Raw genomic sequence first — 25,158 nt, forward strand, 5'->3', positions numbered from 1 at the left:
TCCCCTTCCGCCCTCGTTCCTGACGAAACCTTTTCGCAAATTTAACACCTCTCACCCTCAAGCCGCAGCGGCTGCGTTCCGATAACGAAAGGGCACATTTGCAAGGAGAACGTTATGACCACCATTTCGACCAATACCAATATTGGCAGCAGCAGTACTTCCAGCTCCGGAAGCACATCCGGCAGTAGCGATAGCGCCTCGAAAATCGCCAGCCTGACCAAACAAATCGCCAGCCTGAACGATGAACTGAAAGACATCGCGAAGGACAAAAGCCTGACCGAGAAGCAAAGAAAGGATAAGCAGGAGACGATTAACGCGCAGATTCAGCTGCTGCAGGCGCAAATCCAGCAGTTGCAGAAGCAGGAAAAGGAGAAAGCGGAGCAGAAGCAGGAGAAACAGGAGGTTACTGCAGTGAAAGCGGATGGCATCAACCGCCCAACCGACAGCAACCAACTTGACGTTTATGTTTAAAACGCCGGATTAAGCGCGCGATCCTGCGTCAGCAGCGCCGCCTGCTGACGCACTTCCTGCCAGATAGCCTCCGCTGCCGGGGTGAGTGACCGGTTTTTGCGTTTAATCAGCATCAGGCTGCGATTGATCTCCGGATAGAGCCGGCGTACCGTCAGCTTACGACCAGACGGCAGCGGCAGCGCCAGTGCCGGTAAGATACTGATGCCAATGCCCGCTTCCACCATCGGATAAAGCGTGGCCGGATGGCCAATCTCCTGCACCACCTGCACGTTCAGCGCCAGCCGCTGCAATGCGGCATCGACCAGCAATCGGCTGCCCGACGCGTAATCCTGCAGCACCATAGCGCGACCAGCCAGCATTGACCACTGAGCCTGCGGCACCTGCGCCAGCGCATCATCCTGATGGCACAACAGTAAAAACGGCTCCTGCAGAATCTCCTCGCTATCGAAATCCGCATCCTGCAGCGGACCGATGACGATGCCAAAATCGACTTCCGCATTGCGCACGCTCTGCAATACCCACTGCTGCACGCGGTCGTGCAGAATCACGCGAATGTCGGGGTAGCGCAGCTGGCTGCTGGCCAGACATTGCGGCATCAGATGCGCCGAGGGCGTCTGGCTGGCCGCCACGCGCACCGTGCCGCTGCGCTGCTCGCCATAGCTGCGCACATCGAGCAGCGTGGTATTGAGCTCCTCCAGCAGTCGTTCCAGCCGCGTTGCCAGTTGCTGTCCGGCTTCGCTCAGTAACACCTCGCGCGTGGTGCGATCCAGCAGCCGTACGCCCATCTCCGCTTCCAGCTCTTTAATGCTATGACTGACAGCCGACTGGCTCAGCCCAATCGCCTGCCCTGCCTGGCTGAAACTGCCGTGCTGCGCCACCGCCACAAAGGTGCGCAGCTGTCGTAAGGTGTAATTCATCGATTACGCTCATAGATTAATGCAATAAATCAATTTTATTTCTAAACGCGTCTGACGCACAATCAGCAGCATCATTTATTACATTTAACCGGATTGTAACAATGGGCTTTTTACGACTTGACCCGATGATGGTCAAACTCATCATCACCGTGCTGCTGGCCAGCTTCTTTCCGGCCAAAGGCGGGTTTGTCGATTTCTTCGAATACCTGACCACTGCGGCCATCGCCCTGCTGTTTTTCATGCACGGTGCCAAACTGTCGCGCGAGAAGATCATCGCCGGCAGCAGCCACTGGCGGCTGCATCTGTGGATTATGTGCAGTACCTTCGTGATTTTCCCGATCCTTGGCCTGCTGCTGGTGTGGTGGCATCCGGTCAACGTCGGCGCGGAGATTTACACCGGTTTCCTCTACCTGTGTATCCTGCCGGCGACGGTGCAGTCCGCGATTGCTTTCACCTCCATGGCGGGCGGTAACGTTGCCGCGGCGGTGTGTGCCGCCTCCGCCTCCAGTCTGCTGGGCGTCTTTATTTCGCCGCTGCTGGTTAACTTAGTGATGAATGTGCACAGCGATGCACCGGGCAATGGTCTGGAGCAGATTGGTAAAATCATGCTGCAGTTGCTGGTGCCCTTTGTGCTGGGCCACCTGGCACGCCGCTGGATTGGTGGCTGGGTGGAGAAGCATCGCAGCCTGATTGGCAAAACCGATCAAACCTCGATTCTGCTGGTGGTCTATTCGGCGTTCAGTGAGGCGGTGGTTAACGGCATCTGGCATCGCGTCGGCGTTGATACCCTGCTGTGGATTCTGGCTGGCAGCCTGCTGATTCTGTTCGTCGCACTGGCGATCAACCTTGGCGCTTCCCGGCTGTTTGGCTTTAGCCGTGCGGATGAGATTGTGGTGCTGTTTTGTGGCTCGAAAAAGAGCCTGGCAAACGGCGTGCCGATGGCCAACATTCTGTTCCCGGCCAGCGCAGTGGGGATTATTGTCCTGCCGCTGATGATCTTCCATCAGGTCCAGCTAATGGTGTGCTCGTTCATTGCCCAGCGCTATAAAGCCGGCAATGAGAAGAAGCTGGCGAAGCAGCAGATTGAAGCGCAGAAGTCATAAAACATCAGGCCCGCAATTGCGGGCCTGTCACTTATTCACTGCGCTTGAGCGGTTTAACTAAGCCCTGTAAGCCTTCGATTTTGATCGCCAGCGTCAGCTGCATCAGCTCACCCAGTTTGCCGGCGGGAAACTCATTTTTACGCGCAAACCACAGCAGATACTCTTCCGGCACATCGATCAGCATCCGTCCTTTGTATTTGCCAAACGGCATCGCGGTATTGGCAATTTCAACCAGCTGCTGCTTATCCATCTCAGGCGCCCAGTAACCGAATCATCTCGGCCTCATCGATCACCGCAATCCCCAGCTCCTGCGCTTTTGCCAGCTTGGAACCGGCGGCCTCACCGGCGATCAGCAGATCGGTTTTTTTCGATACGCTGCCGCTGACTTTGGCTCCCAGCGCCGTCAGCCGCGCTTTGGCATCGTCACGGTTCATCTGCGACAGCGAGCCAGTCAGTACCACGGTTTTTCCGGCGAACGGGCTGTCGATCTCTTCGGCTTTGACCACCACCACCGCCGGCCAGTGCACGCCCACCTCCTCCGTCAGCTGGCGGATCACTTCACGGTTACTCTCCTCTTCCATGAAGTTGCGCACGTGCGCTGCCACCACTTTGCCGACGTCCTGTACCGCGATTAACGCATCGAGATCGGCGTTCATGACCTTTTCCAGCTCGCCAAAGTGGTTCGCCAGGTTGGCCGCCGTCGCCTCGCCCACTTCGCGGATGCCGAGCGCATACAGGAAGCGCGGCAGCGTGGTGAATTTGGCTTTTTCCAGCGCGTCCACCACGTTTTGCGCCGATTTGGGCCCCATGCGGTCCAGTCCGGTCAGCTTGCCGGCGGTGAGACGGAACAGGTCGGCCGGGGTTTTGACGTACTCTTTTTCCACCAGCTGGTCGATGATTTTATCGCCCATGCCGTCCACGTCCATCGCACGGCGTGAGACAAAGTGCTTCAGCGCCTCTTTGCGCTGCGCGCCGCAAATCAGCCCGCCGGTACAGCGCGTTACGGCTTCGCCTTCCACACGCTCTACGTCAGAACCGCAAACCGGACAGTGGCTGGGAAACACAATCTCGCGCGCATCCGCCGGACGCTCAGATTCCACCACGTTGACCACCTGCGGAATCACGTCACCCGCGCGACGAATCACCACTTTGTCACCGATACGCAGCCCCAGCCGGGCGATTTCATCGGCGTTGTGCAGCGTCGCATTACTGACTATCACGCCCGCGACCTGCACCGGTTCGAGGCGCGCCACCGGCGTAATCGCGCCGGTACGTCCAACCTGAAACTCGACGTCGCGCACCACCGTCATCTGCTCCTGCGCCGGGAACTTGAATGCCACCGCCCAGCGCGGTGCGCGCGCCACAAAGCCCAGCTGCTCCTGCAGCGCCTGCGAATCGACTTTGATCACCACGCCGTCAATATCAAAGCCGAGTGACGGGCGGTCCTGCTCAACCTGGCGATAAAACGCCAGCACTTCATCCGCGGTGTGCACCAGACGAATCCGCTCGCTGACCGGTAATCCCCAGGCCTTAAACTGTTGCAGACGCTGCCAGTGGCTGGCAGGCATTTCGCCGCCCTCCAGCAGGCCAAAGCCGTAGCAGAAGAAGGTCAGCGGACGTTTCGCGGTGATACGCGGATCGAGCTGGCGCAGCGAGCCGGCCGCCGCATTACGCGGGTTGGCAAACACTTTGCCGCCGGTGCGTCGCGCTTCCTCATTCAACTTCTCAAAGCCGCTTTCAGTCATGAACACTTCGCCGCGCACTTCTACCCGCGCCGGAATATTGTCGCCGTGCAGGCGCAGCGGAATGGCGTGAATGGTGCGCACGTTCGCCGTGATGTTTTCGCCGGTGGTGCCATCGCCGCGCGTGGCGGCACGCACCAGCAGGCCGTTTTCATACAGTAAACTTACTGCCAGACCATCCAGCTTCAGCTCGCAGCAATAGGTGAGATCGTCAGTGCTTTTCAGGCGATCCTGCACGCGCTTATTGAAGGCAAGAAATCCGGCTTCATCAAAGGTGTTATCGAGCGACAGCATCGGCACTTCGTGGCGCACCTGTTCAAAGGTGGCAAGCGGTGCCGCGCCCACGCGCTGGGTGGGAGAATCCGGGGTGATTAAATCGGGATGCGCGCTCTCCAGCTCACGCAGTTCGCGCATCAATCGGTCATATTCTGCATCCGGGATTTCCGGCGTATCCATCACGTGATAGAGGTATTCGTGGTGGCGTAACGTGGTGCGCAGCGCGGTGATCTGCTCCTGAACCGATGTCATATTCTCTCGTCCGATAAAAAACCCCCGGCAAGCGGGGGTTATTTAGTTAAAGGGTGATACTGCTGGCGGCGCTTAGCCAATAACCTCGCGGATGCGTGATTTATAGGTTTCCAGCTTTTGTGGTGTCATCATGCGACGCTCATCATCCAGCACCACGCCACCGACATCATCGGCGATGCGCTGTGCCGATTGCAGCATCAGCTTAAAGTTCTGATTGGCGTCACCGTAGGACGGCACCATCATAAAGATCGAGACGCCCGGCGTGGTGAAATCGCCCATTTCATCCGGATTGAACGAACCCGGTTTAACCATGTTTGCCAGGCTGAACAGCACCGGACCGCTGCCGGCCGGGCTGAGATGGCGATGGAAAATGTTCATTTCACCAAACTGGAAGCCGGCCTGCAGAATGCCCTGCAGCAGCGCTTCACCGTTCAGTGCGCCACCGGCATGCGCGGCAACGTGCAACACCAGCACCGCTTCTTTTTTACTGCCCGGCGCAGCGGGCTGCGGTTGCGGTGCAGCTTCCTGCACAGGCGCAGGTTCAGGTTGTTTAACCTCCGGCTCGGCGGCGGTAAACTCCGGTGCCGGCTGGGTGGCGGACAGCGGTTCATTATCCAGCAGCGGATCGGCCTGAATCGGTTGTGGCTGTGGCACGGGCTGCGCCACCGGCGCCTGCGGTTGTGGCGCAGGTACAGGCTGACGTACCGGCTCATCATCCAGCAGCGGATCGCCGCTTAACGGCGTTTCCTGGCGTGGGAACGGCTGACGCACCGGTTCCGGCGCACGCGGAGCAGCGGGTTTGGTGACCGGCGCATCGAACTGCGGCTCGTCTTCGGCATCACGCTGACGACGCACGCGTACTTCGCCGACGCCATCGTCTTCGCTGTTCAGCAGATCATCGTCATCCGCTTCTTCACGCTGTTTCAGACGTTTGTGCGGGCGATCGCGAAACACGGAAGAGCGCTCTTTACGGCTGGTCCACAGTCCGTGAAGAAGCAGCGCTATTATGGCGATCGCGCCAACAACGATTAATATCAGACGCAAATCCTGCATCATTGTATTCTCTGTTGTTCCAATACCTTGCCACCACGGCAAACTTTATCCTCTAACTGTATTTGCCCAGCTACACAAGTGCAAGTCTGTGCAGTATTTTCTGACAAATAAGATAGCTGCCCCACGCTTTTTTGCTGTTTTTTCGCGCAAAGTGCGCCTGTCACCGATAAAAAGCCAGGTTATGATGTTGGCGCCGCTACATAAAGGAGAAAGGCTCGCTATGCCCGCTGAGAATTCGGTCTCATCCATGAATGGTATTCATTATTTTGCCCAGGGCTGGAAACTGGTGCGTCTGCCCGGTATCCGCCGCTACGTCATCATCCCGCTGCTGGTAAACATTGTGCTGCTGGGCGGTGCGTTTATCTGGCTGTTTCAGCGCCTCGGCCAGTGGATTCCCCGGCTGATGTCGCACGTGCCGGACTGGCTGCAGTGGCTGAGCTATCTGCTTTGGCCGCTGTCGGTAATTTCGATTGTGCTGGTATTCAGCTATTTCTTCTCCACCATCGCCAACTGGATTGCCGCGCCGTTTTGCGGCCTGCTGGCGGAGCAGCTGGAAGGACGTCTGACCGGAAAACCCCTGCCGGACAGTGGCTGGCTCGGCATGATGAAAGACATCCCGCGCATCATGAAGCGCGAGTTACAGAAGCTCGGCTACTATTTGCCGCGCGCACTGGGCCTGCTGCTGCTCTATTTTATCCCCGGCTTTGGCCAGACCGTGGCGCCGGTGTTGTGGTTTCTGTTTAGCGCCTGGATGCTATCGATACAATATTGCGACTATCCGTTCGACAACCACAAAGTCAGTTTTCCTCAGATGCGTAACGCGCTGCGTCAGCATAAAACCGCCAATATGCAGTTTGGCGCGCTGGTCAGTCTGTTCACCATGATTCCGGTCCTCAATCTCGCCATCATGCCGGTCGCGGTATGCGGCGCGACCGCCATGTGGGTCGATCGCTACCGCAGCCAGCATGCGCGTCATCTATAATGCATCAAAAAGCCTTATGCATTTTTGCATCAGGCTTATGGTCGCAGGCTATATAGATATACGATTTCTTTCCTTCCGCCGGGGGTCAGAACAGGTATGCTCTGAGGGTTCCCAATATTTCATACAGTTAAGGACGGGCTATGAGTAAGATCTATGAAGACAACTCTCTGACAATTGGTCATACGCCGCTGGTTCGACTGAACCGCATCGGTAATGGACGCATTCTGGCGAAGGTCGAGTCGCGTAACCCGAGCTTCAGCGTTAAATGCCGTATCGGTGCCAATATGATTTGGGACGCAGAAAAATGCGGTATTCTGAAACCGGGCGTTGAGCTGGTAGAGCCAACCAGCGGCAACACCGGCATTGCGCTGGCCTATGTCGCCGCTGCGCGCGGCTACAAGCTAACGCTGACCATGCCTGAGACCATGTCGATTGAACGTCGCAAGCTGCTGAAAGCGCTGGGCGCCAATCTGGTGCTGACCGAAGGGCCAAAAGGCATGAAGGGCGCCATCGCTAAAGCAGAAGAGATTGTTGCCAGCGATCCGGACAAATATGTGCTGCTGCAGCAGTTCAGCAACCCGGCCAACCCGGAAATTCACGAAAAGACTACTGGCCCGGAGATCTGGGAAGACACTGACGGCGCCGTAGACGTTTTCATTGCCGGCGTGGGCACCGGTGGTACGCTGACCGGCGTGAGCCGCTACATCAAGAACACCAAAGGCAAGCAGGATTTGATCACCGTGGCCGTTGAGCCTACGGATTCCCCGGTCATCGCACAGGCGCTGGCGGGAGAAGAGATCAAACCGGGTCCGCATAAGATTCAGGGCATCGGTGCCGGTTTTATTCCGGGCAACCTTGACCTGAAACTGATTGACCGCGTGGTGGCCATCACCAATGAAGAAGCGATCAGCACCGCGCGTCAGTTGATGGAAGAAGAAGGCATTCTGGCCGGTATCTCTTCCGGTGCAGCGGTGGCGGCTGCCCTTAAGCTGCAGGAAGATGAAGCCTTCGCCAATAAAAATATCGTGGTGATTCTGCCCTCTTCCGGCGAACGCTATCTCAGTACCGCGCTGTTTGCCGATCTGTTCACCGAAAAAGAGCTGCAACAGTAAACGCCAGAGTCTGAAAATGATGAAAAAAGCACCCAAATGGGTGCTTTTTTGTGGCGCAGATCTCACTTTTACCACCGGGCAGATTGATTTCAGTGATGCGGCTCTGGTATTTAAGCAGCCAATTATTTCGGTGCCTGAAATTAATCTGCCTTTGAAGTGGATCAAGCTGAATCGATTTACTGATTTGGTGAAACGGCGAATCACGGCATAATCAGCAAAGTGACGTATTGCAGCAGTTTTGATCCGTCATCGAAAAAATGACTTTTTCATTCAAGCGCATTTTTTGGTCAGCGTGATGCCGTACCAGCGCACCTACACAGGCTAAAGTTACGGCTCCAGGCTAGACTTTAGATCCATAACACCAAACCTGATAAAGTTGGGGAAATAGAATGTTCCAGCAAGAAGTTACCATTACCGCACCTAACGGCCTCCATACCCGTCCTGCAGCTCAGTTCGTGAAAGAAGCAAAGGCTTTCCAGTCTGAAATCACCGTTACTTCTAACGGCAAATCTGCCAGCGCGAAAAGCCTGTTCAAACTGCAGACTCTGGGTCTGACTCAGGGTACGGTTGTTACGCTTTCTGCAGAAGGTGAAGACGAGCAGCAGGCGGTTGAGCATCTGGTCAAACTGATGGCTGAACTGGAGTAATTCCGCTCCGGCAAGCCATTAAACCGACTCCTTTGCCCCATTGAGTGCAATTATGTTGATCGCGGACAACCTGTCCGCGTTATTGCTTCCTTAGAGTACTGCTCCGCGACAGTGGCAACGCATTGGGTCAATGAGCCATCGTGATTAAAAGGTAGGGTTATGATTTCAGGCATTTTAGCATCACCGGGTATCGCTTTCGGCAAAGCACTGCTGCTGAAGGAAGACGAGATCGTCATCAGCCGTAAAAAGATTACTGACGACCAGGTTGAGCAGGAAGTTCAGCGCTTCCTCGACGGTCGCAGCAAAGCAGCCGGGCAGCTTGAAGCCATCCGTGTGAAAGCCGGTGAAACCTTCGGTGAAGAGAAAGCGGCGATCTTTGAAGGTCACATCATGCTGCTCGAAGACGAAGAGCTTGAGCAGGAAATCATCGACCTGATTAAAAAAGATCACGTAACCGCTGACGCCGCCGCCCACTCTGTGGTTGAAGGCCAGGCGAAAGCGCTGGAAGAGCTCGACGACGAATATCTGAAAGAGCGCGCGGCTGACGTACGTGACATCGGCAAGCGTCTGCTGCAAAACATTCTGGGTCTGCATATCGTTGACCTGAGCGCCATTGCTGACGAATCCATTCTGGTGGCGAAAGATCTGACGCCATCCGAAACCGCACAGCTGAACCTGAAAAAGGTGCTGGGCTTTATTACCGATCTGGGTGGCCGTACTTCACACACCTCGATTATGGCGCGTTCGCTGGAGCTGCCTGCGATTGTCGGCACCGGCAATGTGACCGCTACCGTGAAAAACGGTGATTTCCTGATTATCGATGGCGTGAACAACAAGATTTACGTCAATCCGACCGACGACGTGCAGGAAGAGCTGAAAGCGATTCAGACGCAGTATCTGTCTGAGAAGCACGAGCTGGCGAAACTGAAAGATCTGCCAGCGATTACGCTGGACGGACATCAGGTTGAAGTGTGCGCCAACATCGGTACCGTGCGTGATGTCGCCGGTGCTGAGCGCAACGGCGCGGAAGGTGTAGGTCTGTACCGTACTGAATTCCTGTTCATGGACCGCGATTCGCTGCCAAGCGAAGAAGAGCAGTTCCAGGCTTACAAAGCCGTGGCGGAAGCGATGGGTTCCCAGGCCGTGATCGTGCGTACCATGGACATCGGCGGCGACAAAGATCTGCCGTACATGAACCTGCCAAAAGAAGAGAACCCGTTCCTCGGCTGGCGTGCGATTCGTATCGCCATGGACCGCAAAGAGATTCTGCATGCCCAGCTGCGCGCCATTCTGCGTGCGTCTTCCTTCGGCAAACTGCGCATCATGTTCCCGATGATCATTTCGGTTGAAGAAGTGCGCTTCCTGAAGGCTGAGCTGGAGATGCTGAAGGCACAACTGCGTGAAGAAGGTAAAGCCTTTGATGAGTCCATTGAAGTGGGCATCATGGTGGAAACCCCGGCTTCCGCAGTGATTGCCCGCCATCTGGCGAAAGAAGTCGACTTCTTTAGTATTGGGACAAATGACCTGACGCAGTATACTCTGGCGGTCGATCGTGGTAATGATTTGATTTCACACCTCTATAACCCAATGACGCCATCTGTACTGGGCCTCATTAAGCAAGTGATCGACGCATCACATGCCGAAGGGAAATGGACCGGCATGTGTGGTGAGCTGGCTGGTGATGAACGTGCTACACTACTGTTACTGGGAATGGGGCTGGACGAATTCAGCATGAGTGCCATTTCAATCCCAAGCATCAAGAAGATCATTCGCAATACCAATTTCGAAGATGCGAAGGCACTGGCAGAGCAGGCTCTGGCTCAACCCACAGCGGAAGATTTGATGAACCTGGTGAACAAGTTCATCAAAGAAAAAACGCTCTGCTGATCCACGAGACGCTGGCCCCAAATTACTGCTTAGGAGAAGATCATGGGTTTGTTTTCTAAACTTTTTGGCGATAAATCAGAGAGCGCGTCAGGGACTATCGATATCGTTGCGCCTCTGTCAGGCGAAATCGTGAATATCGAAGACGTACCTGATGTGGTATTCGCAGAGAAAATCGTCGGTGATGGTATCGCCATCAAACCTACTGGCAACAAAATGGTTGCACCAGTGGATGGCACTATCGGCAAGATTTTCGAAACCAACCACGCGTTTTCTATCGAGTCTGATAACGGCATCGAACTGTTCGTGCACTTCGGTATCGACACGGTAGAACTGAAAGGTGAAGGCTTCAAACGCATCGCTGAAGAAGGCCAGAAAGTGAAAAAAGGCGATGTGGTGATCGAGTTTGATCTGCCGCTGCTGGAAGAGAAAGCCAAATCCACGCTGACCCCGGTCGTGATCTCGAATATGGATGAGATCAAAGACCTGGTGAAACTCTCCGGTCAGGTTACCGTGGGCGAAACGCCGGTTATCCGCATCAGGAAGTAAACCGCGCTAATTGCGTAAAAACGGCACCCAATGGGTGCCGTTTTTGTTTGTTTCACACGTTGATGAATGATTTGCAGGCGAGCGCTTCTGGCAAAGCGCACCGTGCCTGTTTGAGGGCAGGACGACCGGGCCTCGGCCCGCGCCATGGATGGCGCGGGCCGAGGCCCAGGGACGGTTTATGCCGTCTTTGCGATCTGTCCGGTCGTCCTGACCGCCTGCGCCTGGCGTGATGATTTACGCCTGCTTCCAGCGCGGCAGCCGCAGCGTCACTTCCAGCCCGCCTTCTGGACGATTCACCGCCTGAACTTCGCCGTGATGGGCCAGAACCACTTTGCGCACGATCGACAGCCCCAGCCCGTAGCCTTTGCCCATTAGCGGTGAATTCACCCGAACGAACGGATCGAAGATACTCGACAGCTTCTCATCATCCACGCCCGGCCCCTGATCGCGCACGCGAATCGCCAGCCACTGATTCTCCGCCTGCAACTGCACGCTGATATGCTGCCCCTGATGCGAGAAACGCAGCGCGTTGCGCAGCACATTCTCCACGCCGCGGCGGATCAGCTCAGCATTACCGCGCACGGTGTAATCCGCGTTCTCATCCACCAGAAAATCTACGTGCACACCGGGGATCTGCGCTTCGTAGCGCACATCGGTTACCACCGCATGCAGCAGACCGGTCAGGTCAAAATACTGCTCGCCAGGCATGCTCTCATGCTCAGCGCGCGACAGCGTCAGCAGTTCGCCGATCATCTTATCCAGACGGCGCGCCTCCTCGTCGATGCGATTCAGTGAGGATGCTACCGACTCCGGCGTCTGACGCGCCAGACCGGTGGCTAACTGCAGGCGCGCCAGCGGGGAGCGCAGCTCGTGGGAGATATCGTGCAGCAGCTCCTCGCGCGCTTTCACCAGCGTATCCAGCCGCTCCACCATCGCATCAAAATCCTGGGCCACAATCGACAGCTCATCATGGCGGCGGCGCATCACCGGATAGAGCCGCACCGACAAATCACCGCGCGACACGCGGGCAAACCCCTCGCGCAGCTGACGCATTGGTCGCGTCAGGTTCCACGCCAGCAGCAGACTGAACAGCAGCCCCAGCGCGCCGGCAAAGGTAAACATCGGCTCGGGGATATTCAGAATACGACGCGGGCCTCCGCCGCCCATTGAACTGTCCTCGCGCAGCCCTTTGACGTCATAGCGCAGTTCGTACTCTTTACCGTCAGCGCCCTTCACCCAGCGCACAATCACCTGCGGAAATGGGCCGTGAAACGGCTGATTAAAGGTCTCCGGCGGCGCATTGTCCGGCGTAGTGGCCGGTCTGGCGTGCTGAATCACCGAGAAAAACTGGCGATCGTTCGGCTCCCAGTCGGCCATCATATCGTCGAGCGAGCTGGGGCCGCCGCGCTCCAGTACCGATACCGCCGAAGCCATTTGCAGATTAACGATTCGACGTACCGCCACAATCTCCGGCGGCTCGTGACGGTTTCCTGACAAGGTAAAGCCCAGCCACAGCAGCTGGCTGATAATCACAAACACAATCCAGAAGCCCAGCAGGATCTTCCAGAACATGCGGCCACGGTAGCTGTGTTTCATCGAATGCGATAACCAATGCTGCGCACGGTTTCAATATTCACGCTGTCTGCGGTCAGCGCAGCCAGCTTCTGGCGGATATTGCTGATGTGCACGTCCACGCTGCGATCGTAAGCTTCACGCGGTCGGCCCAGCCCCTTCTCCGACAGCTCATCTTTGGACACCACGCGGTCCGGTGCGCGCAGCAGCAGATCCAGCAGATTGAACTCAGACGCGGTGAGATCAAAAGCTTTGCCCTGCCACTCCGTGATACGCGTAGCCGGGTTCAGGCTGAGATCGCCCCAGCGCAGGACCTCTTTCTTGTCCGGCACCGGTGCCTGATCTTCAAAGCGACGCAGCACCGCGCGCAGACGCGCCACCAGCTCGCGCGGATAGCAGGGTTTGGGCACGTAGTCGTCCGCGCCCATCTCCAGGCCGATAACGCGGTCGATATTGTCGCCCTTCGCCGTCAGCATGATCACCGGCAGGCGGCTGTTCTGCCGCACCTGACGCAGCACATCAATACCGCTCATATCCGGCAGCATGATGTCGAGAATCATCGCGGTGTAGTGTCCGGATAACGCCCCTTCAATCCCGGCGCTGCCGGTCAGCACCAGCTGGGTTTCAAAACCTTCGGCAATCAGGTACTGGCTCAGCATGGTGCCAAGTTCAACATCGTCATCAACAAGCAGGATTTTCATCTTTTTCTCTCGTACAAAATTGCCGCTATTTTGTCCTGAGTGCCGCGGGAAAGCAGCCGGTTTTACGCGATCCTTACAGTGATCGCGTCAGAACATGCTTAGGGAGACTATAGACAAAAATGGCCCGTACGCCGCGTCACAGGGCGCACGAAGCCAGAAACAGGCGGGGGGAACTAGCGGTGAAAAACACCGGTGGAGAGATAGCGATCGCCGCGATCGCAGACAATGGCGACAACCACACTGCCCGGCTGCGCTGTCGCGATGCGCAATGCGCCAGCCACTGCCCCACCTGAACTGACGCCGCAGAAAATGCCTTCGCGCTGCGCCAGCGCGCGCATGGTCTCTTCCGCCTCCTGCTGCGCCATATCTATCACTTCATCCACCAGTTCCGGACGAAAAATCCCCGGCAGATAGGCCGCCGGCCAGCGACGAATACCGGGAATACTGCTGCCCTCCTGCGGCTGCAAACCAATCACTTTCACCGCCGGGGCAAACTCTTTCAAATAGCGCCCGACGCCGCTGATGGTGCCGGTGGTGCCCATGCTGGAGACAAAATGTGTCATACGACCGTGGCTTTGCTGCCAGATCTCCGGACCGGTGGTGAGATAGTGACCGAGCGGGTTGTCGGGATTATTAAACTGATCCAGCACTTTGCCTTCGCCGCGCTGCGCCATGGCCTGCGCCAGATCGCGCGCGCCCTCCATGCCCTGCTCGCGGGTCACCAAAACCAGCTCAGCCCCGTAGGCGCGCATCGCATCCTGACGCTCCTGGCTCATGTTCTCCGGCATCAGCAGGCGTAACCGGTAGCCTTTCAGCGCGGCAATCATCGCCAGCGCAATGCCGGTATTGCCGCTGGTGGCCTCAATCAGAGTATCGCCGGGCTGGATTTCACCCCGCAACTCAGCGTGGTGGATCATCGACCAGGCCGCGCGATCTTTCACCGAACCTGCCGGATTGTTGCCTTCCAGCTTGAGCCAGATTTCACTGCCGTTATCCGGCGTCAGGCGCTGCAACTTAATCAGCGGCGTATTGCCGATGGTGTTTTCCAGAGTGGTCACGGTGTCATTCCAGCCGAAAGGAGTACAAATAAATCGGGCGGGAAAATCCCGCCCGAAGGAGTGACAAAAATATCAGGCGCTTTCGGCAAAGGCAACCGGGCGCAGCGGCGTGGTGCCCTGGTAGATACGTGCCTGTTGCAGACCAACAAACAGCCGTTCGCCGCGGATTGGCGCCGTCTGTTCACCGGCAAACACTACCGAGATTGGCTCGCTCTGCCAGCCGACGGGCTGAACCACCAGCTGCCAGAAGTGGCCACGCGGACTGATCTCCAGCACCTGCACCGGTAACGGCGTCTCCAGGCTACTCTGGCGTGACACGTCCACTTCCCACGGACGCAGGAACAGCTCCACGTCGCCCTGATGCGCTGGCGTATAGCCCAGCGGCCAGCGATGCGCGCCCACATGGAACTGCGAGCCGTGCACTTCGCCGTCAAAGCGGTTCACTTCGCCGAGGAACTCCAGCACGAAGCGGGTGGCGGGTTCGCGCCACACGTCATCCGGTGCGCCCACCTGCTCAATATTGCCCTGACTCATTACCACCACGCTATCCGCCACTTCCATCGCTTCTTCCTGGTCGTGGGTCACAAACACGCTGGTAAATTTCAGCTCTTCATGCAGCTGACGCAGCCAGCGGCGCAGCTCTTTACGTACCTGGGCATCCAGCGCGCCAAAGGGTTCGTCCAGCAGCAGAATCTGCGGCTCAACCGCCAGCGCACGCGCCAGCGCCACGCGCTGTTTCTGTCCACCGGAGAGCTGTGCCGGGTAGCGGTTGGCCAGATGTGCCAGCTGCACCATCTCCAGCAGACGGGTAACGCGCTGCTTAATTTCGGCGCTGTTCGGACGCTCGCGGCGCGGCAGCACCGTCAGACCAAAGGCGATGTTGTCGAACACCGTCATATGGCGGAACAGCGCATAGTGCTGAAACACAAAGCCGACCTGACGATCGCGTGCGTGCGTGCGGCTGACGTCTTTGCCATGAAAATGGATCTGCCCGCTGTTCTGGTGCTCCAGCCCGGCGATAATGCGCAGCAGCGTGGTTTTACCGGAACCGGACGGTCCGAGCAGCGCCACCATCTTGCCGGAAGGAATATCCAGAGAGATATCGTTCAGCACCGGCGTGCGGCCAAATGCTTTATTAATGTGTTTAATCTCAATGCTCATGATTTTCCTCCTGTTGGCGCTTCTGCTGATGCTCTAATCGCCACTGCACCACGCTTTTCAGAAACAGCGTCACAATTGCCATCAGGGTCAGCAGCGCGGCGGCGGTAAAAGCGCCCACGGTGTTGTAATCCTGATGCAGTAATTCAACCTGTAAAGGTAAGGTATAGGTTTCGCCGCGAATCGAGCCGGACACTACCGATACCGCACCAAATTCGCCGATGGCGCGCGCGTTGGTCAGCACCACGCCGTACAGCAGCGCCCAGCGGATATTTGGCAGCGTCACGCGGCGGAACATCTGCCAGCCAGACGCGCCCAGCAGCACGGCGGCTTCATCTTCGTGGCTGCCCTGGCTCAGCATCACCGGCACCAGCTCGCGCACCACAAACGGACAGGTAACGAAAATCGTCGCCAGCACCATACCCGGCCAGGCAAACATCACCTGGATGTTGTGCGCATCAAGCCAGCCGCCAGCCGGGCCGTTCACGCCCCAGAACAGCAGATACATCAGACCGGCCACCACCGGCGACACGGCAAACGGAATATCAAACAGCGTCAGCAGCAGCTGGCGACCGGGGAAAGTGAAGCGCGTCACCAGCCAGGCCAGCAGCGTGCCGAACACTAGGTTTACCGGCACGGTAATCAGCGCCACCAGCACCGTCAGCCAGATAGCATGCAGCATGTCACCATCCTGCAGGTTGCTAAAAGCCTTGCCGATGCCCTGTCCCAGCGCCTCCCAGAAGATGGAGATCATCGGCACCACCAGCAGGCCAATCGATACCAGCACGCCAATGCCGATCAGCAGCCATTTGCCCCAGTTCACCGGCTGACGCTCGGCATGATTGATCTGTGAAATCTCAGCCATCAGTGACCTCCCAGACGGCGGCCAAAGCGGCTCTGCAGAGTGTTAATCGCAAACAGCAGCAGCAACGATGCCGCGAGGATCACCGAAGCGATGGCGCTGGCGGCCGGATAATCAAACTCCTGCAGGCGAACAAAAATCATCAGCGAGGTCACTTCAGTTTTCCAGGCGATGTTACCGGCGATAAAGATCACCGCGCCAAATTCACCGAGGCTGCGGGTAAACGACAGCGCGGTCCCGGCCAGCAGCGCCGGCGCGACTTCCGGCAGCACCACGCGCCGGAAACTCTGCCACGGCGTGGCACCGAGGGTTTCCGCCGCTTCCTCATACTCCGGGCCTAACTCTTCCAGCACCGGCTGCACGGTACGCACCACAAACGGAATGCTGGTGAACGCCATCGCCACCGCGATACCGAGCCAGGTGTAAGACACTTTGATATCAAAATGCGCCAGCCACTGACCGTACCAGCCGTTAACCGAAAACAGTCCGGCCAGCGTCAGGCCGGCCACCGCCGTCGGCAGCGCAAACGGCAGGTCCATCAGGCCATCCAGCAGCGTACGGCCGGGAAAGCGATAGCGGGTCAGAATCCACGCCATCAGCATGCCAAACACCGCGTTAAACAGCGAGGCCACGCCCGCTGACAGCAGCGTGACTTTATACGCCGCCACCAGTTGCGGATTGCTGATCACCTGCCAGTACTGCGCCAGCGTCATCTGCGACAACTGCATGATCAGCGCGCTGATCGGCAGCAGCAGAATCAGGCAGGTAAACAGCAGGCTGGTGCCGAGGCTGAGACCAAAACCGGGCAGAACGCGTTTCTGTGCAGAAGCCAACATCAGCCGCGCCCCGCTGCCAGTAATTTATCCAGCTCACCGCCGCTGGCGAAGTGGGTTTTCATCACCTGCGGCCAGCCGCCAAACGCGTCATTAACATTGAACAGCGCAGTCTGCGGGAAGCGATCTTTCTGCTCCGCCATCAGCTGCGGGTTATTCACGCGATAGTAAAAGCCGGTGATGATTTTCTGCGCCTGCGGCGTGTAGAGGTAGTTAAGATAGGCTTTCGCCGCTTCCGCCGTGCCGTTGTGTTCGACGTTCTTATCGACCCACGCGACCGGGAATTCAGCGAGGATGTTGGTTTTCGGCACAATCACTTCGTATTGGTCTTTACCGTACTGATTACGGATATTGTTCACTTCCGATTCAAAGCTGATCAGCACATCGCCCAGCCCGCGCTCGGCAAAGGTGGTAGTGGCACCACGGCCGCCGGTATCAAACACTTCAACGTTTTTCAGGAACCTGGTCATAAACGCTTCAGTTTTGGCCTGATCTTTGCCGTCCGCCTGGTCGGCAGCGCCCCACGCGGCCAGATAGGTGTAACGGCCGTTACCGGAGGTTTTCGGATTCGGGAAAATCAGTTTCACGTTATCGCGCGCCAGATCGGCCCAGTCGTGAATCTGCTTTGGATTCCCCTTGCGCACCAGGAACGCCATGGTGGAATAAAACGGTGAGCTGCTGTTGGGCAGACGGCTCTGCCAGTCGGCCGGGATCAGGTTGCCTTTGTCGTGCAGCACCTGCACATCGGTCACCTGATTATAGGTCACGACATCGGCACGCAGCCCCTGCAGAATGGCCAGCGCCTGTTTTGAGGAACCCGCATGTGACTGTTTAATGGTCAGCTTGTCGTCAGGGTGAGCCGCATCCCACTGCTGTTCAAACGGCGCATTCAGGGCAACAAACAGTTCACGTGACACATCGTAAGAGCTATTGAGCAGCTCTGTTGCCTGTGCCGCGCCCGCTAAACTCAGCGACAGCGCTATACCGCCAAGCCATTTTTTCGAAACCGAACGTGTCATGCTGCACCCTGAGAAATGGAGTTCGAGCCTATGCCATTAGATGCTGTCAGTGTATTTATAACTCTGGCGAAAGCTGTAACGGTTTTATATATCGTTTAGGGATTTCAAAGTCTAAAAAGGCATAAGCCAGCGGCAGAGTTTATGCGCAGGGCGGGATTAACTGAGCCGCGTCAAGCGGAGATGTGGTGCGCACGGCGGCGCACCGGTAAAACGCTGGGAATTAACGTGACAGCGCCTGCAGCGCCGTCAGCGAAGGGGCAAAGAAGTAGCTGCCGCTCACCGGTTTGGTGAACCGTAACATGGCATCCATCTTGCCGTCGCGCTCGCCAAACATGCTCAGCAGCTGCTGCTCAATGTTATATAGGCGATGACAGTACGAAATAAAATAGAGACCGTGGCGACCGCTGGCGGTGCCGTACGGCAGGCTCTGGCGCAGAATCTTCAGGCCTTTGCCCGCTTCTTTCAAATCCACGCGGCTCAGGTGCGACGTCGCCAGCCGCTGATCGCCCGGCAGCTCTTCATTGTCCTGTTTGGTGCGGCCAATAATCGCTTCCTGCTTATCAATCGCCAGCCGGTTGAACTGCGGCAGGTTGTGCTCCCAGCGCTGGGTAAACACATAGCTGCCGCCGGCATCCGCGCCATCAGCAATGATCGCCACCTGCTGGCGCGCCTCGCCCTGCGGGTTTTCGGTGCCATCAACAAAACCGGAAAGATCGCGATCTTCGACCCAGCGGAAACCGTGCGTCTCTTCTTCAATGGCGACCGCGCCGGCAAACGCCGTCAGCGCCGCCTGCGCCAGCGAAAAGTTCACGTCGTGACGCAGCGACTGAATATGGATCAACAGATCGCGCTGGGTCGCCGGTGCCGCACCTTTGCCGAGCGGCGTGAAAGCTTTGAGTTCGGGAGCTGAGTCGGTGCCCTGCAGATCGCGCCACAGCGCATCACCAAAGGCGATGACCGCACCAAGACCGGCGTCCGGGAATTGCTGCTGTAGCGCAGCCAGCTGTTGCAGAAAGGCGTGGCAACCCTGACGCAGCGCAGCGAGGTCGCCCGTGGCGCGGGCTTCCAGCCAAATGGCGAAACGGCGGTGCTCCAGCAGGATCCCGCTCTGAAACTGAGACATGACAATGCTCTCCGGCATAAAAGTTAACGGCGTTTTTTCGCCGGTATCATACCGGAAAGCCCTGCGCAGAAGATGCGTTAACGCAATTTTTTCGCCAGTTAACGCTGCCAGACGATCTTACTGATTTTCCAGCTTTTTAACGTATCATCTGACGGCATCAGCCCGGTCGGACCGTGCCACTCGCCGCTGTAGATATAGGCGATATGCTGACTACCCGGCGCGCGGCACTCAACATCGCGCACATCCAGCCCGGCAACCATTTTGCAGTTATCAAACGCTTTGCTGAATTTATCGCTGAACGCATCACCGATTTTACTGCCGTCGGCGCTGCGTGCGTCGCTATCGAGCACTTCAATGCGCTCGACGCTGTGCTGGCCATTAATCACCAGCTTAACCTTACCGTCATCCAGCGCCTGCCAGAAATCCACCACCTGCCCGTTCTGCGTGCGCATACCCTGACGCAGCTGATAATCATTGTTCAGCGCGGCGCTAATGGCGGACTCCGACATTGCCGTGTTGCTGTTCAGCCCGGCGACGCCCTGCTCGGTGACGGTGAGCGAACTGCCAAACCAGCTGAACGGATTGAGCGACGACCAGTGATAGCTGAGCGGATTGTACCAGTGACTTTCGCTGGTGCTGGCAGGGGAAGAGGAACCGGAACTGGCGCAACCGGCCAGCACCAGGGCGCTGACCAGCAGGGCGGGACGAACAACTTTCATGCAAACTCCTTTCTTTTGTGCCGACTGGCGTGCCTGTTGGAGTCGCAAACCGGCAAAAAGTTTATTCGCTGTTGCTGCATGGCGGGCAGAAACCCGGCCGCGCGACGCGTGGAATCAGTATTCACGGTCTTCAATCAGGCGTTTGCCCAGCAGCAGTGAGTCGACCGGCTCGTAATCCAGCTTCTCGTAGAAAGCCACCACCTGATCGTTCTCTTCGCGCACCATCAGATGGATTTTCGGGCAGCCGCGCGCAATCAGCTTTTTCTCCAGCCGGTTCATCAGCGCATTGGCAAATCCCCGGCCCTGATAATCAGGGTGCACCGCCAGATAGTAGGCGGAGCCGCGATGGCCATCGTAGCCGCCCATCAGCGTGCCCACGACCTCGCCGCCTACCTCAGCCACCAGAAACAGCTCCGGGTCATGGTTCATTTTGCGTTCGATGTCGAGTTCCGGATCGTTCCACGGCCGTAACAGATCGCAACGCTCCCAGAGCGTAATGACTTCTTCAAAATCTTCCTGGCGGAAGGAGCGGATTTCCATCGGCGTTACCCTGCAATGAGGCACAATTCGCTGATTATCACGCATTCTTTGCCAGGCGCAACCCTCGCAGGGCGCAACGGCTGAAAAAAACGGCTAAATAGCGATTCGCGGCCTGAAATACAAAGTAATGTCCTGAAATGGTTCGGCAGTCGCCGCCGGACGGCGCTTAGGCTATAACACGGGGCAGGTTTACTCTCAGGGACATGTTAATGAACAAGATTTCACTGTTGCGGCGCCTGACCAATCGCCGCCAGCTGATCCTCTCCGGCCTGGCGCTGGCGGTGCTGTCGCCGCGCGCGGTCCAGGCGCAGGAAACGCGCGCGGCAGTGCCCGTCAGCGCACGTCATACGCCGCCGAAACCGGCCACCAGCGGCAAGCGCATTGTGATGATCGATCCCGGTCACGGCGGCATTGATTCTGGCGCGGTGGGTCAGGAAGGCTCAGAAGAGAAGCACATCGTACTGGAGATCGCCAATACCGTGCGTACGCTGCTGCAGAACCACCCTAAGGTGGAAGTGCGGCTGACGCGCGACAGCGACCACTTCATTCCGCTCTACCAGCGCGTGGAGATTGCGCATCAGCACGGCGCCAACCTGTTTATGTCGATTCACGCCGACGGCTACACCAGCCCGGAAGCCAACGGTGCATCGGTGTTTGCCCTCTCCAATCGCGGTGCCAGCAGCGCCATGGCGCGCTATATGTCACAGCGCGAAAACGACGCCGATAAAGTGGGCGGCGCGGCGGTCCAGGAAAAAGATAATTACCTTAACCAGATCCTGTTCGACCTGGTGCAGACCGATACCATCCGCAACAGCCTGACGCTGGGTAAACACGTGCTGGACCAGATTCGTCCGGTGCATCACCTGCACAGCCAGCACACCGAGCAGGCGGCGTTCGCGGTGCTAAAATCCCCGTCCATTCCGTCGGTGCTGGTGGAAACCTCGTTTATCACCAACCCGCGTGAAGAACAGCTGTTGGGCACCACGGCGTTTCGCCAGAAAATTGCCCGGGCGATTGCCGACGGTATCGTCAATTACTTTGATGAGTACGATCGTCGCCAGGCCTGATAGCGTTTTGTGCTAGAATCGCGGCAAATTTTTGCAATGAGTGAGCCATGAGCAATCCCGATATTTCGCGCGTCAAAGCCTATCTGCTGGCGCTGCAGGATGACATTTGCGCCGGTCTGGCGGCGGAAGACGGCAGCGCCAGCTTTGCCGAAGACACCTGGCAACGCCCCGGCGGCGGCGGCGGACGCAGCCGCGTGCTGCGTAATGGCAAGGTGTTCGAGCAGGCTGGGGTTAATTTCTCCCATGTGTATGGCGAGCAGATGCCCGCGTCAGCCACCGCGCACCGCCCGGAGCTGGCGGGCCGCAGCTTCGAAGCGATGGGCGTGTCGCTGGTGGTACATCCGGAAAATCCGTATGTGCCAACCAGCCACGCCAACGTGCGCTTTTTCATTGCCGAAAAGCCGGGCGCCGATCCGGTCTGGTGGTTTGGTGGCGGTTTCGATCTCACTCCTTACTACGGTTTCACAGAGGATGCCCGGCACTGGCATCAGACTGCGTTCAATCTGTGCCAGCCGTTTGGCGATGACGTCTATGCGCGCTACAAAAAGTGGTGTGACGACTACTTCTACCTGAAACACCGCAACGAGCAGCGCGGCATTGGCGGCCTGTTTTTTGATGATTTGAATACGCCGGATTTTGACCACTGCTTTGATTTCATGCAGGCGGTCGGCAACGGTTTCATGCAGGCCTATCAGCCGATTGTGGCAAAGCGCAAAGAGCTGGCGTGGGGCGAACGCGAGCGTCAGTTCCAGCTTTACCGCCGTGGCCGCTACGTTGAGTTCAATCTGGTGTGGGATCGCGGCACGCTGTTCGGTCTGCAGACCGGCGGTCGCACCGAATCGATTCTGATGTCGATGCCGCCGCTGGTGCGCTGGGAATATGATTATCAACCCGCCGACGACTCCCCGGAAGCCGCGCTGACCCGCGATTTCCTGCCGGTGCAGGATTGGCTGGGGCTGGAAAAATAAGCCAGGTGCGCATTCATGCGCACCCTGCGAAATAACCCGATAAAACGCGCCCCCGTGGGGTCGCCCTGCCGCTCACAACGGCTCGGTCTGCGCTTCCACCACCGCCAGCGCCACCATGTTAACAATGCGCCGCACCGAGGCGATGCGCGTCAGCACATGCACCGGCTTGCGGATGCCCATCAGCACCGGCCCCACCGTCACCCCTTCCGAACAGGACACGCGCAGCAGGTTGTAGCTGATGCGTGCGGCCTCAACGTTCGGCATGATCAGCAGATTGGCGGTACCTTTCAGCGGGCTGTCCGGCATCAGCTCGCGACGAATACTCTCCACCAGCGCTGCATCGCCGTGCATCTCGCCGTCAATCTCCAGTTCCGGCGCTCGCTGCTGAATCAGCGCCAGCGCCTCGCGCATCTTCCGCGCGCCGGGTGCGTTCGAAGTGCCGAAACTGGAGTGCGACAGCAGCGCCACGCGCGGCTCGATGCCGAAACGCCGCACGGTTTCTGCCGCCAGCAGCGTGATATCCGCCAGCTGCTCAGCGCTGGGATCCTCATTCACATAGGTATCGGCAATAAATGTGTTGCCGCTCGGCAGCAGCAGCGCGTTCATCGCCCCGGCGACCTTGACGTCATCGCGGAAGCCAAACACCTTCTCCACCACGTCATAATGTTCGCGGTAGTCGCCGATGGTGCCGCAAATCATCGCGTCCGCTTCGCCGCGATGCACCATGATGGCGCCGATCAGCGTGGGATTGCCAATCACCGCGCGCTGGGCGGTTTCCGGCGTAACGCCGCGCCGCTTCATCAGCTGATAATATTCATTCCAGTACGCCTTAAAGCGCGGATCGGACTCGTTGTTCACGATCTCAAAATCACGCCCGGCCTCGATTTTCAGCCCCTGCTTCTGCAAACGCATGGCAATCACGTTGGGACGGCCAATCAGGATCGGCTTCGCCAGCCCGAGCGACACCAGCTCCTGAGTGGCGTGCAGCACCCGCACCTCTTCACCTTCCGCCAGCACTACGCGCTGCGGCGCTTTGCGCGCCTGTGAGAAGATCGGCTTCATGAACAGATTGGTTTTATACACGAACTCGGTGAGCTGCTCGCGGTAGGCGTCAAAGTCAGCAATCGGTCGCGTCGCCACGCCGGAATCCATCGCCGCTCTGGCGACGGCCGGGGCTATCTGCACAATCAAACGCGGATCGAACGGTTTGGGAATCAGGTATTCCGGGCCAAAGCTCAGATCCTGATCGTCGTAAGCGGACGCTACCACGTCGCTCTGTTCCGCCTGCGCCAGAGCGGCAATCGCATGTACCGCCGCCAGCTTCATCTCTTCGTTGATGGCGGTGGCACCGACGTCCAGCGCGCCGCGGAAGATGAACGGGAAGCACAGCACGTTATTCACCTGATTGGGGAAATCCGAGCGCCCGGTACAGATAATCGCATCCGGCCGAACCTGCTTCGCCAGCGGTGGCATGATCTCCGGCTCCGGATTGGCCAGCGCCAGAATCAGCGGATTTGGCGCCATCTTCTGCACCATCTCTGGCGTCAGCGCTTTCGGACCGGAGCAGCCGAGGAAAATATCCGCGCCGCCAATTACCTCATCCAGCGTGCGCGCCCCGCTATCCTCCACGGCATAGGCGGCTTTGGTCGGCGTCATGTCCGCTTCGCGATCGCGGTAAATCACCCCTTTTGAATCACACACCACGATATTTTTCTGCTGCATGCCAAGCGCCACCAGCAGATTGAGGCAGGCAATGGCCGACGCGCCAGCGCCCGACACCACCAGCCGCACGTCGGCAATCGCCTTATGCACGATGCTCAGGCCGTTAAGCACTGCCGCGGTACAGATGATGGCGGTGCCGTGCTGATCGTCATGAAACACCGGAATCTGCATGCGCTGCCGCAGCTGCTGCTCAATGTAAAAACACTCCGGCGCTTTAATGTCCTCAAGGTTGATGCCGCCGAACGTCGGTTCCAGCGCGGCGATCACCTCAATCAGCTTATCCGGGTCGTGCTCGTCGATTTCGATGTCGAACACATCAATGCCGGCAAACTTTTTGAACAGCACGCCCTTGCCTTCCATCACTGGCTTGCCGGCCAGCGCGCCAATATTACCGAGCCCCAGCACCGCCGTGCCGTTGGAAATCACCGCCACCAGATTGCCGCGCGCGGTGTATTTGTGCGCGGCCAGCGGATCGGCGGCAATTTCCAGACAGGGTGCCGCCACACCGGGGGAATAGGCCAGTGCCAGATCGCGCTGCGTCGCCAGCGGCTTAGTGGGTGACACCTGAATTTTTCCGGGGGTGGGATATTGGTGAAAATCGAGCGCGCTTTGCTTGAGTTGATCGTCCATCAGACATCCTTTTGCACGGCTGAAAAGCCCTCAGTATAAGAACGCGCGGCGCAAAAGAGGGTGAAGGCGCTCAAAGAACGCACAGTCGCCAGGGCACGGATTGCCACGGCTTCGCCTGCGGCTTTGGGACAGCCTGCTATGCTTAAGGGTGGCAAAACGCTGAGCTGAACCGATCAGGCAGGCCTGACTATCAGAAAC

The 25,158-nt window shown here is 57.8% G+C and carries 25 protein-coding genes; 10 read left to right on the plus strand and 15 right to left on the minus strand.

Annotated features, from left to right (window positions below):
• Positions 1-114: 114 nt before the first annotated feature.
• Positions 115-471: a FlxA-like family protein gene (locus tag F3I21_RS09100; RefSeq protein ID WP_150058728.1), complete on the plus strand. Its 357-nt coding sequence runs from the start codon at positions 115-117 to the stop codon at positions 469-471.
• Here F3I21_RS09100 and F3I21_RS09105 read toward each other — a convergent pair.
• Positions 468-1,388: a LysR family transcriptional regulator gene (locus F3I21_RS09105; protein ID WP_021508089.1), complete on the minus strand. Its 921-nt coding sequence runs from the start codon at positions 1,386-1,388 to the stop codon at positions 468-470. The genes F3I21_RS09100 and F3I21_RS09105 overlap by 4 nt on opposite strands.
• 101 nt (positions 1,389-1,489) lie before the next feature.
• Between F3I21_RS09105 and F3I21_RS09110 the strand changes: the two genes are divergently transcribed.
• Positions 1,490-2,491: a bile acid:sodium symporter family protein gene (locus F3I21_RS09110; RefSeq protein ID WP_021508088.1), complete on the plus strand. Its 1,002-nt coding sequence runs from the start codon at positions 1,490-1,492 to the stop codon at positions 2,489-2,491.
• 31 nt (positions 2,492-2,522) lie between these two features.
• Here F3I21_RS09110 and F3I21_RS09115 read toward each other — a convergent pair whose 3' ends face one another.
• The 3 genes from F3I21_RS09115 to zipA form a co-directional block, all read right to left on the minus strand.
• Positions 2,523-2,741, minus strand: a complete 219-nt coding sequence (locus tag F3I21_RS09115) for a DUF3820 family protein (RefSeq protein ID WP_021508087.1) — start codon at positions 2,739-2,741, stop codon at positions 2,523-2,525.
• Position 2,742: 1 nt separating this feature from the next.
• Positions 2,743-4,761, minus strand: coding sequence for an NAD-dependent DNA ligase LigA (gene ligA, locus F3I21_RS09120; RefSeq protein WP_150058729.1), 2,019 nt, complete (start codon positions 4,759-4,761; stop codon positions 2,743-2,745).
• Positions 4,762-4,833: 72 nt separating this feature from the next.
• Entirely contained in the window at positions 4,834-5,817 is a 984-nt protein-coding gene (zipA, locus tag F3I21_RS09125; protein WP_150058730.1) for a cell division protein ZipA, read from the minus strand.
• 217 nt (positions 5,818-6,034) lie between these two features.
• Between zipA and cysZ the strand changes: the two genes are divergently transcribed.
• From cysZ to crr, 6 genes are all read left to right on the plus strand, one after another.
• Entirely contained in the window at positions 6,035-6,796 is a 762-nt protein-coding gene (cysZ, locus tag F3I21_RS09130; RefSeq protein WP_058758353.1) for a sulfate transporter CysZ, read from the plus strand.
• Between the two features lie 140 nt (positions 6,797-6,936).
• Entirely contained in the window at positions 6,937-7,908 is a 972-nt protein-coding gene (cysK, locus tag F3I21_RS09135; RefSeq protein ID WP_150058731.1) for a cysteine synthase A, read from the plus strand.
• Between the two features lie 16 nt (positions 7,909-7,924).
• Positions 7,925-8,119, plus strand: coding sequence for a hypothetical protein (locus F3I21_RS09140; RefSeq protein ID WP_021508082.1), 195 nt, complete (start codon positions 7,925-7,927; stop codon positions 8,117-8,119).
• 178 nt (positions 8,120-8,297) lie between these two features.
• The gene (gene ptsH, locus F3I21_RS09145; RefSeq protein WP_007889063.1) at positions 8,298-8,555 is read left to right on the plus strand and encodes a phosphocarrier protein Hpr; all 258 of its coding nucleotides are present in this window, start codon (positions 8,298-8,300) and stop codon (positions 8,553-8,555) included.
• A 159-nt stretch (positions 8,556-8,714) separates the two neighbouring features.
• Positions 8,715-10,442 carry a phosphoenolpyruvate-protein phosphotransferase PtsI gene (gene ptsI / locus F3I21_RS09150; RefSeq protein WP_021508081.1) on the plus strand — a complete coding sequence of 576 codons (1,728 nt, stop codon included), beginning with the start codon at positions 8,715-8,717 and terminating at the stop codon, positions 10,440-10,442.
• A 42-nt stretch (positions 10,443-10,484) separates the two neighbouring features.
• Positions 10,485-10,988 (plus strand): PTS glucose transporter subunit IIA, encoded by a 504-nt coding sequence (gene crr, locus F3I21_RS09155; protein WP_010617547.1) that lies wholly within the window; start codon positions 10,485-10,487, stop codon positions 10,986-10,988.
• Positions 10,989-11,222: 234 nt separating this feature from the next.
• Here the strand turns inward: crr and F3I21_RS09160 are convergent, their stop codons facing one another.
• The 10 genes from F3I21_RS09160 to F3I21_RS09205 all read right to left on the minus strand — a co-directional run bounded on the left by F3I21_RS09160 (position 11,223) and on the right by F3I21_RS09205 (position 20,573).
• The gene (locus F3I21_RS09160; protein WP_021508080.1) at positions 11,223-12,584 is read right to left on the minus strand and encodes an ATP-binding protein; all 1,362 of its coding nucleotides are present in this window, start codon (positions 12,582-12,584) and stop codon (positions 11,223-11,225) included.
• Positions 12,581-13,261, minus strand: a complete 681-nt coding sequence (locus F3I21_RS09165; RefSeq protein ID WP_021508079.1) for a response regulator transcription factor — start codon at positions 13,259-13,261, stop codon at positions 12,581-12,583. The genes F3I21_RS09160 and F3I21_RS09165 overlap by 4 nt, the downstream gene beginning before the upstream one ends.
• 173 nt (positions 13,262-13,434) lie before the next feature.
• The gene (cysM, locus tag F3I21_RS09170; protein ID WP_058758351.1) at positions 13,435-14,319 is read right to left on the minus strand and encodes a cysteine synthase CysM; all 885 of its coding nucleotides are present in this window, start codon (positions 14,317-14,319) and stop codon (positions 13,435-13,437) included.
• Between the two features lie 72 nt (positions 14,320-14,391).
• Positions 14,392-15,480, minus strand: a complete 1,089-nt coding sequence (gene cysA / locus F3I21_RS09175) for a sulfate/thiosulfate ABC transporter ATP-binding protein CysA (RefSeq protein ID WP_058770811.1) — start codon at positions 15,478-15,480, stop codon at positions 14,392-14,394.
• Complete coding sequence (cysW, locus tag F3I21_RS09180) at positions 15,470-16,342, minus strand: sulfate/thiosulfate ABC transporter permease CysW (RefSeq protein WP_104094123.1); 873 nt, start codon at positions 16,340-16,342, stop codon at positions 15,470-15,472. Before cysW ends, cysA begins: the two co-directional genes overlap by 11 nt.
• Positions 16,342-17,175, minus strand: a complete 834-nt coding sequence (gene cysT / locus F3I21_RS09185; protein WP_021508075.1) for a sulfate/thiosulfate ABC transporter permease CysT — start codon at positions 17,173-17,175, stop codon at positions 16,342-16,344. Before cysT ends, cysW begins: the two co-directional genes overlap by 1 nt.
• Positions 17,175-18,191: a sulfate ABC transporter substrate-binding protein gene (locus F3I21_RS09190; RefSeq protein ID WP_141496617.1), complete on the minus strand. Its 1,017-nt coding sequence runs from the start codon at positions 18,189-18,191 to the stop codon at positions 17,175-17,177. The genes cysT and F3I21_RS09190 overlap by 1 nt, the downstream gene beginning before the upstream one ends.
• 220 nt (positions 18,192-18,411) lie before the next feature.
• Positions 18,412-19,314: a Dyp-type peroxidase gene (locus F3I21_RS09195; protein ID WP_150058732.1), complete on the minus strand. Its 903-nt coding sequence runs from the start codon at positions 19,312-19,314 to the stop codon at positions 18,412-18,414.
• A gap of 98 nt (positions 19,315-19,412) precedes the next feature.
• Positions 19,413-20,033, minus strand: coding sequence for an RpoE-regulated lipoprotein (locus tag F3I21_RS09200; RefSeq protein WP_150058733.1), 621 nt, complete (start codon positions 20,031-20,033; stop codon positions 19,413-19,415).
• A gap of 114 nt (positions 20,034-20,147) precedes the next feature.
• A complete protein-coding gene (locus tag F3I21_RS09205) occupies positions 20,148-20,573 on the minus strand; it encodes a GNAT family acetyltransferase (RefSeq protein WP_021508071.1) in 426 nt (141 codons plus the stop codon).
• A 209-nt stretch (positions 20,574-20,782) separates the two neighbouring features.
• On the opposite strand from F3I21_RS09205, the gene amiA reads away from it, so the two are divergent.
• Positions 20,783-21,640, plus strand: coding sequence for an N-acetylmuramoyl-L-alanine amidase AmiA (gene amiA / locus F3I21_RS09210; RefSeq protein ID WP_021508070.1), 858 nt, complete (start codon positions 20,783-20,785; stop codon positions 21,638-21,640).
• Positions 21,641-21,687: 47 nt separating this feature from the next.
• Positions 21,688-22,608, plus strand: a complete 921-nt coding sequence (hemF, locus tag F3I21_RS09215) for an oxygen-dependent coproporphyrinogen oxidase (RefSeq protein ID WP_058781770.1) — start codon at positions 21,688-21,690, stop codon at positions 22,606-22,608.
• A gap of 72 nt (positions 22,609-22,680) precedes the next feature.
• Here hemF and maeB read toward each other — a convergent pair whose 3' ends face one another.
• Complete coding sequence (maeB, locus tag F3I21_RS09220; protein ID WP_150058734.1) at positions 22,681-24,960, minus strand: NADP-dependent oxaloacetate-decarboxylating malate dehydrogenase; 2,280 nt, start codon at positions 24,958-24,960, stop codon at positions 22,681-22,683.
• Positions 24,961-25,158: the final 198 nt, after the last annotated feature.

It is taken from the genome of Pantoea sp. B_9 (assembly GCF_008632015.1).
GTDB classification, from domain to species: domain Bacteria; phylum Pseudomonadota; class Gammaproteobacteria; order Enterobacterales; family Enterobacteriaceae; genus Pantoea; species Pantoea dispersa.